We start from the raw sequence: 8,398 nt of genomic DNA, 5'->3' as shown, positions 1-8,398 counted from the left end.
TCAAAAATGATTAAGGCAGAATGCAGAATAAATATGAAATAAGCCGTAATTCGATTAAAAAAATCGGAATTTACGGCTATTTGAAATGCGTACCGGAAGGTACGTCTTTTTTATAATTCGGGCTTACGGTAATTCAATAGAAGAGGGCCAAAAAAATCAGATAAAAAAAACACCCCCAACGGGGTGCTATTTAGTGAATCTTATTTTTCTTGGATTATTATAAGCAAGCTCTATTAAATCTAATAGGTTTTCAACATCAGTAATGTCTTCCAGCCTTATATTGATTTGATTGTGGTAGCGTTTTGCTTTTTCAAATTTTACTTTATTACTGTTAATTTTATCTCTGATTTCTAAAGGAAAATGTAAAAGCAATGCATTTCCCCCTTCCCTGGTAATCGTTGCATACTTGCGGTAATTATCTCCTTTACGTGCCAAAGAAATGCAGCTTCTAAGGGAAACTATTTCAGTATCAGGATAAGAATTAACAATTAAACGATAAACCTTTTCCGCTTTCCTAACATTCACTTCATCTTTCATTAGTGTGAAAATCTCTTCTGGATAATGATAGATCACCTTTATCCCTCCTTTTCTCTTATATACTAATTATATTAAGAGAAGGGTTTTTATTAACAAGGTTCTCCCGATTATAAATTTTTTAAAACCCTTTATTTTATTATATTTTTATTAACTCACTCTTTTTAGGACACCAACACTACAAATAAGAAATGGTGTACCTTATTATTTTGTGTAATTACATTTGATGCAAAGTAGTAATAAACAGCTCCTTATTTTAACTTTTATTTTTTGAACATATTGGGCATCTATCATCTTGAGTTCTCTTATAAATACCGGCTTTCCATTCGTGTCCACATTTACCGATCCACCAGATCTTCTTATCTCCATTGGCAATTACCTTGGAGGGTTTTAAATCACCATTTTGAGTGGGGTGCCATTCTTTTGCTAGTTCAGGATGTTTAGTTTCGAAATCATTAAATCCTTTTAACACTTTTTGATTGGCACAATAAGGACAACCGGTACCCCTGTTTCTGCTATTTATTCTTGCTTCCCATTCGTGGCCACATTTACCAAGCCACCACGCTTTCTTATCGCTATTTATAATTACATCAGATGGTTTCGATTCCTGGTTTTTCACAGGATGCCATTCTTTTGTCAATTGAGAATTTTGAGATTCCAAATCATTAAAACCTGCTAGAACTTTTTTATTAGAACAATAAGGACAGCCAACACCACTATTTCTACTACCTATTTCAGCTTCCCATTCGTGGCCACATTTACCAAGCCACCATACTTTTGAATGACTCCCACTTAAAAACTGGGACGGGAGTAAATTTTGGTTTCTAGTGGGGTGCCATTGTCTTGCTAATTCAGGATTTTCCGTAGCTAGATCATTCTCTCCCATAATCAACCTACGTCTATGAACAATCCTTCTACCAGTGGTATTTTCATAACATCTAGGGCATCCATTTCCGTTAAACCTGTTGTTAACCTTAGCTTCCCATTCGTGGCCACATAGACCTAACCACCAGACTGTTTTATTTGAACTAAAAGAAATTTTTTCAGGTGTTAAAACTCCATTTTTTGTTGGATGCCATTCTTTTGCTAAATCAGAACTCATAAATGCAAGTGACTTGGCCTTTTCAGATATTAAATACAGTTCCATTATTTTTGGTCGATCACGAGGTATATCGATGTCTGCCATTAAATTCATCTTATATTTTTCATTTATATAAGCAATGACAAATTCAACGCAATCTTTTAATTCATTTTCATTTAATGTTTTTCTCACAAAACAATTAATTGTTTTAGGAAGTACCGGGCAATTTGGCTCCCTAATACGAATTACATCTATTTCTTTTTCCTCACAAAGTTTATTCTTTTTTATATCTCTTAAAGCATTTTTGTGATAAAATTCGCCGTCATACTCAATTGCAAGGGATAAACTTGGAATAAATATATCCAATTCTTTTCTGTTGAGAAAATCAGGGCGAAAATTTTCCTGAACATCATTAAATAATAATTTTATGTAATAAAAAATTACTTTTTCATTGAAGGATGATTTTCTTTCTATATCACATTCAGGACAACCTGTACCATTCTTTTTTGCTCTGTTGCTAATTGATGCCTTAAAACTATGTCCTTTTTTACAAAGCCACCAAACTTGTTTATGAGTTCCGGCTACAACTGTAGTTGGCGACAAATCACTATTCTTTTTATAATCCCATTCTTTACATAATTCTTTATGAGTAGTAGCTAAATCGTTGAATCCAATTAAAACAATCTTGTTATTACAAATAGGGCATCCACTTTTCATTCGCACCCTGTTACTTGGCGTAGCCTGCCATTCGTGATTGCAAAAACCCAACCACCATACCTTCACATCACTTGCTGGACTTATATTATCAGGTGTAAGTTTTCCATTCTTAAACGGATGCCACTCGTTTGCTAATTCAGGATTATGTTCTAAAAGTGAACCTCTTCTTTCAACAAGAGCCCTCTTTATATTTTCTGCTTGTTTCGTTTTTCGACATACTCCATTTGGACATTCTCTGCCTCTTATTCTGTCAGCTATGCCACTTTGATAACTTTCATTGCACTTATGACAAATCCACCATACCTTCTTTCGACTGCCACTCATACACTTAGATGGATGTAAGTCACCATTTTTATTGTAGTCCCATTCGTTCACTAAATCTGGATGCTCCGTGGCTAGATCATTAACACCTTTTTTAAAACTTCGCCTTTGCCCCAATTTCCTACCGGTTTTTTCTTCAAGACAAGTAGGGCAGCCTGTGCCACTTGTTCTATTCTTAATAGTAGATAACCATTGATGATTACACTTGCCAATCCACCATACTTTTTTTTGACTACCGTATCCAATATCTTTAACCTTAAAGTTTTCATTTTTTTCGTAATCCCACTCGGCTAACAAATAGTCAGTGCCATTTTCTACACACCATTGATATAAGCTTTTCTTCATTGGAACGATCTCTTTTCGAACTCATTTATCCTCGATTCCGCATTGTTTAAGTTACAAGAATTAGTCCATATTATGTCTGCGGCTTTATTTGTAATGTTACTTTCACTACCCCAAATCACCTTGAAACCGTATTTTTTATAGAAATAATCAAGTTTATCAAAGTGATTTTTATCTGCATAGGAAATCCAACCTGAAATTGTATTTATAGAGTTGTCTTTAGCAAAATTAATTAATGAATTGAGTAATGTTGATCCGTATCCCCTTCCTTCATTCTCTCCAAAAACTTCTATATCACCAATTTCAACCATCTTTTCACTGGTGTAATTGGCACTTAAACGAATTCGGTTCAGTACGATACCTTTTTTATGAATGACTTTAAGTTCTATAAAAAATGGTCCATATTTTTCATCTTGGTCAAAAATAGTACGATAAACAATGATACGTTCCCCATCTTTATGTAAAACATCTAGAATGGATTTATCAGGATCTTCGTTAATCTTTTTAATTTCCTTTTTTAATTCTAAATCTAAATCCTTTATTATAGTTCCAGAGTAATGTCTTTTATTCCTGTGTTTATCTATATCAAACAAAGAATTAAATATTGAACCAAACATAAAAACCACTCCCTACCAAGTTTATCCTCTGTCTAATTAAATAATTACTGTGTCTTATTATTTTACCATAAAAATCCAATCCGTTGTTTAACTCTCCAGTTCAGGTTAAAATTCACTTCACTTAATTGCCGAAAACCTATATCATTCAAATCAATCAAAATGGTCAGATTTTTTCATCTGAAATTGATATTTAAAATATTTTGTGTAAACTCCACTTGCGAAAGGAGTGATTTAGTTTTGGATTTTCAAGAGTTATCTTTAGGAAATATTTATGATGTAAAAAATAATCAAGATCTTATAGAGATGCTTTATTGTTCAATTTCTGAAATGATGGAATTTATTTTAACCAAAGTAGAAAATCACGAATTAGCTCAAAACATACTAACTCCCCAGTTCTCCGATATAAATAATGATATAACCTTTGGCCATAAGGAATTAATAGATACCGACACCCCTGGGGAATTAAAAAAAGTATATGAAATCCTAGTTCCGATTTACGATGAACAGAAAAGAGAACACTATAAGAAAAAGCCCTTTAGATTGCCGGAAACAGGCAAGTTCGTTCAATCTAATGCTAAACTTATCATTAAGCCTTTAGGACTTGTAGAAGTCCAATTCTGGGGAGCTCAATTATCTAGAATGGAAAAGGATACTAGATACTTAGCACCGTTTAACACTTATAAGTGCAGTGATTATTGGTATTACGATTACGAAAAGCAGCAATATAAAATGGTTCCCGAAGATAAAGTGGAAAAGGCTAAATTTGATCTACGTAAAGGAAAAAAGTTAAGTGAATTAGAATTTGAGGATACTAAAGTAAAAATTTTTATGGAGAGGGAAGCGATATTGGAGGTAGCTTTAAAACGAATTAAAGGATACGCAGAAGAATACCACGACCTTTTCGATATATTTCAGTTGGACCGATTCAATGCAAAATGGCATTATAAAATAGAAACTATACAAGAAAAAGCAGTTATGAAAAATTCGAAAATTATTTTAGATCCGACTGGCAATATCATTACTATCGATCCAACTATAACAGACATTCGAAACTATCAGAATAGATATTTGGAATTTATTCGTACCCATCTAAGTAAATGGCTGAAAATAAAACTAATTTTTTCTACAATTTCTGTTAGGGAATACAATGCTATTGTTAATGATAGCGGAAAAATTCATAAAAATAACTTAAAGGAAATTGATCGATTGTCTCTAAAAATGCTGCAATTAGAATCAGACCTAAAAAAACTAGAAAATGCATTAATCGCTCAAAACCTAGATACTTCCATTACTTGGAGCAATATTCCAAACAACCTCGACTCTGATATTGGCATAATTAAAAATAGGTGCGTTAAGTGTCTAGAGGAAGTTGTTAAGTTCACAGAGGCACGTTCGGAAAGTGGGTTAGAAACCAGTGATCCTCAAAAAGGATACATAAAAATTAATAGTAAGCGTTCGGAAGTGTTCCCAAATATAGCCGAAATCGAGAGACGACGTTCTTTAACTAATCATTTTTTTAGTGTAGAAAACGAACAAGCATATATAAAGAATTTATTAAGTTTTTTAAATAAGGCAGTGTTATAAAATCCTCTTGTTGATAGTTTAAAAGAAAGACCGGATATATCGGTCTTTTTCTTTATCTCCTATAACTAAACCAAGAATAATAAAGTACATTCCTTCACATAAAGAAAGACGTACTCCCAAACTATGGAAATACGCCTAATTTTTAACAAAGAACCTTCTTTATTTGTCGTATGGTAAATCTATTGTCATACCTAATAACTTGTCTTCATCTGATTTATCAGTAAGTTTCAAAATAGTACTCTGATCGATTAATTTCTTATAATGTTGATATTCTTCTTCGGTCGTAACATCTCTAATTGTAGAGATCATATCTTCATTAATTGATGAGATATATTGAATTTCTTCATTTTTAGTTTCCTCTTCAACTATTTTTAAAAGAGATAATCTCTGCCTCGGATCCATATTTGAAAATAGTCTACTGTCGTGGAAGAGAAAATTCACCTTATGGTTTTTTAATTTAAGCAAAGTCATATCAAAACAAAAAATACACACTTCACTTATTCCATCAGATGAGTCCCCAGTAATTTTAGCATTAATATCAAATCTGATCTGATTAAGACCATCGTTTATTTTAATGTCTAACCCACTCGCTTTATTCTTATAAAAAGCCTTTGAGTAGGATCTAAAAGTAGCCATAATATCGTCAAGCATATCTTTATGTTCCTTTAAATATTTACTAGCTTCTAATTTTTGTTCTTCTATATTGATATTAGCTTGTGCAAATCTTTCATCATAAGTTTCTATTAAATTCTTATAATCCATCACTTTTTCTAATTTATTTCGTAAGGTATTTAATTTGTCATATAGTGCATCATACTCTTCAAGAGCACCATATCCTCCAAGAAACTTCATTCTCTTATCCAATTCAATACCTTTTGCATTTATTTCTTTTTGTAAATCCTCTTTATCTTTCTGAAACGATTCTCTTTGTTTTTCTAACCGCTCTTTTCTGCTTGAGAGTAATTTATTATGAAACTCAGTAACTTGATTGAGAGTCTTTTTAACTTTGTCTTCAAATAGTGATTTGGCTTCACCGTACATATCGAGTATCTTATTTAATTCAATTTCTGGTTTTATACTTATACTCTTGTCAATTTTTCTAATTGAATTGTCGATAAGGCTAATTTTATTTCTTAACTCCCTTATTTCAAACGATAGAATATCCGCTTCCTCTTGAATGTCCCGATAGTTTTCTGCAACCTTAAATTCTTTTACTTTATTCTCTAAATCCATTACTTCATCTTTTAAATCAATAATTTCAAAATCTAAATCATCATTTCCAATAAAATACTCTTTTAAGATCGGGTCTTTTTCTACTATTTTTTTATTTTTATCCAATTCATCAATGCTCTTCTTTAATAACATCTTAGTTTCAATCAGTTTAACATCCATACCTAATAAAAAGGCATTGTTTAATAACTTAGCATAGTCTGTTTCCTTTTCTTGATACTTATCATATCTTGTATAGCTCGACTTATTTCGCCTTATAAAACGTGAAATTAAACTTCTAAATGTGAGATACTTAATTTTATTATCTTTTTCAAAACCAAATACTTTTTCCAATAAGAGATCTGTATATTTTCCAACAGTAATTTTTTTACCATTTAATATTACATTATTTTGATCTGAGCAATTTCTTGAAACAAAATATTCTTCACCATTAAGATCAAATTCTAAAGTAAAAATCCAACCCTCTAAGTTTTCTTCAAAAACATCTATTTTTTTACTTCCCAAACAAAAATGAATTAGTTCAATAGCTAACGACTTTCCAACTCCATTATAGGTATTTTTCAAATCCTTTTCTTCTGGATTCTCTCTTTTCCCCACAATAAAATTAAGACCGTCTTTAAAAATGATTGTATGGAAGCCTGATTTATTTGCACTCAACTTTCTTAAAAACATTTTATAAGGCCTCCATTCTCATTTGCATCTATAGTACCAATTGTAAATAAATAATCTAATGAGATAATAAACTTATCAAACGAATAATCATCAATTAATTTCTCAATCTGATTTTTACTCTTAAGTTTTTCCCATAATTCATCTATACCTATATACTTTTGATTATCAAGTAAACTGAGGATTATAGCCCCCATAGCAAATATTGATTCTGATAACTTTATGTGTTTTTGAGGTAGAATCACTATTTTTCAACCTCCACAAAGATGGGCTGTTCAAAAATGTCACAACTCTCAAAGTAAAATGCCATTAAACATTCAGTTGCTTGTTGTATAGAATTATTACTGTTTTTAGGCATACATTTATCTAATATATACATATACCTTCGGTCCGAATAATTTTCCTCATCTTCCTTTATTATTTTTTTAGACTCATTATATAAATCGACGAATTTATTCTTTATTTCATCTCTCAGAAAGTCTCCTTGATATTTAAAATATGTTTCAACATCACCATAGTTGATTGCTGCTGCATCTAATCTACGTTCAATGATTTTACTTAAATTATTAAAATTAATTTTTTTATTAAAATCTGGAACAAACAAATCGTCTTCTACATAATTTTTTGAAGGAAGATTTAATATATGTTGGATTACGTCATTTAAACAATCATAATCCACGTTATAAATCGAATGAGTTCTCGGAATTAACCCTACAACAGCTATAATATCGTCTTCATTTAATTCAAATAAAATATTTTCTAAATTCCTTGCAACAATTAATCCTGTTTTTATTTTTCTACTCTCTCCAAGTGTGTCTATGATATCTTGCAGCTTTAATATTTTTTTATGTACTTCAACGTAAGCACCTTTATACTTATCATTCACCACATAATGAAATTCCTTTATTTTAACTTCATCGGACCACTTATTTAATAGGCCGTCAAAGTCTTCCTCAAGCTTAGATATTGCATTATCAATACTATTTGATATATTTTCAGGTCCATAAACTTGGTAAAATTGACCATTATCTAAAATATACCCATCATTCTTCATATCTCCTAGTCTACCTTGAGGCTTAACCGCTCTGAAGTCTTTATGTCTATACCCCATAATTTTTGTAAATAGATCCTCAAAATTTTGACCATCACTCGAATATATTTTATTCTGAAACATAATTCTTGCTAAATATTTATCGTCTCTTTCCATAAATAGAATTCTCCTTGTAAAAGGTATCTATGAATATTTTACATTATTATCCTAATATTAACAGCTAAAAAAAGACCGAAATATCTCGGTCTTTTT

7 protein-coding genes are annotated in these 8,398 nt (G+C 31.1%); 1 reads left to right on the top strand and 6 read right to left on the bottom strand.

The annotated features are described in order from the left end of the window. Positions 1-186: 186 nt before the first annotated feature. The 3 genes from ACE198_RS05060 to ACE198_RS05050 all read right to left on the bottom strand — a co-directional run bounded on the left by ACE198_RS05060 (position 187) and on the right by ACE198_RS05050 (position 3,612). On the bottom strand, positions 187-573 hold the full coding sequence (locus tag ACE198_RS05060; RefSeq protein WP_375374852.1) for a hypothetical protein: 387 nt from the start codon (positions 571-573) through the stop codon (positions 187-189). Between the two features lie 217 nt (positions 574-790). Beyond that, complete coding sequence (locus ACE198_RS05055) at positions 791-2,998, bottom strand: zinc-ribbon domain-containing protein (RefSeq protein ID WP_375374851.1); 2,208 nt, start codon at positions 2,996-2,998, stop codon at positions 791-793. Further along, complete coding sequence (locus tag ACE198_RS05050) at positions 2,995-3,612, bottom strand: GNAT family N-acetyltransferase (protein ID WP_375374850.1); 618 nt, start codon at positions 3,610-3,612, stop codon at positions 2,995-2,997. Before ACE198_RS05050 ends, ACE198_RS05055 begins: the two co-directional genes overlap by 4 nt. A gap of 237 nt (positions 3,613-3,849) precedes the next feature. Between ACE198_RS05050 and ACE198_RS05045 the strand changes: the two genes are divergently transcribed. Continuing rightward, entirely contained in the window at positions 3,850-5,196 is a 1,347-nt protein-coding gene (locus ACE198_RS05045) for a hypothetical protein (RefSeq protein ID WP_375374849.1), read from the top strand. A 159-nt stretch (positions 5,197-5,355) separates the two neighbouring features. Here ACE198_RS05045 and ACE198_RS05040 read toward each other — a convergent pair whose 3' ends face one another. Genes ACE198_RS05040 through ACE198_RS05030 form a run of 3 tightly spaced genes read right to left on the bottom strand, consistent with a single transcriptional unit; the run spans position 5,356 to position 8,302 of the window. Further along, entirely contained in the window at positions 5,356-7,098 is a 1,743-nt protein-coding gene (locus tag ACE198_RS05040; protein ID WP_375374848.1) for a DUF2326 domain-containing protein, read from the bottom strand. Beyond that, entirely contained in the window at positions 7,089-7,340 is a 252-nt protein-coding gene (locus tag ACE198_RS05035; RefSeq protein ID WP_375374847.1) for an ABC-three component system middle component 6, read from the bottom strand. Before ACE198_RS05035 ends, ACE198_RS05040 begins: the two co-directional genes overlap by 10 nt. Continuing rightward, positions 7,340-8,302, bottom strand: coding sequence for an ABC-three component system protein (locus ACE198_RS05030; protein ID WP_375374846.1), 963 nt, complete (start codon positions 8,300-8,302; stop codon positions 7,340-7,342). Before ACE198_RS05030 ends, ACE198_RS05035 begins: the two co-directional genes overlap by 1 nt. Positions 8,303-8,398 lie beyond the last annotated feature (96 nt).

It is taken from the genome of Neobacillus sp. KR4-4, assembly GCF_042136325.1.
Taxonomy (GTDB): domain Bacteria; phylum Bacillota; class Bacilli; order Bacillales; family Cytobacillaceae; genus Neobacillus.
This window is presented reverse-complemented; position numbering and strand designations above follow the sequence as displayed.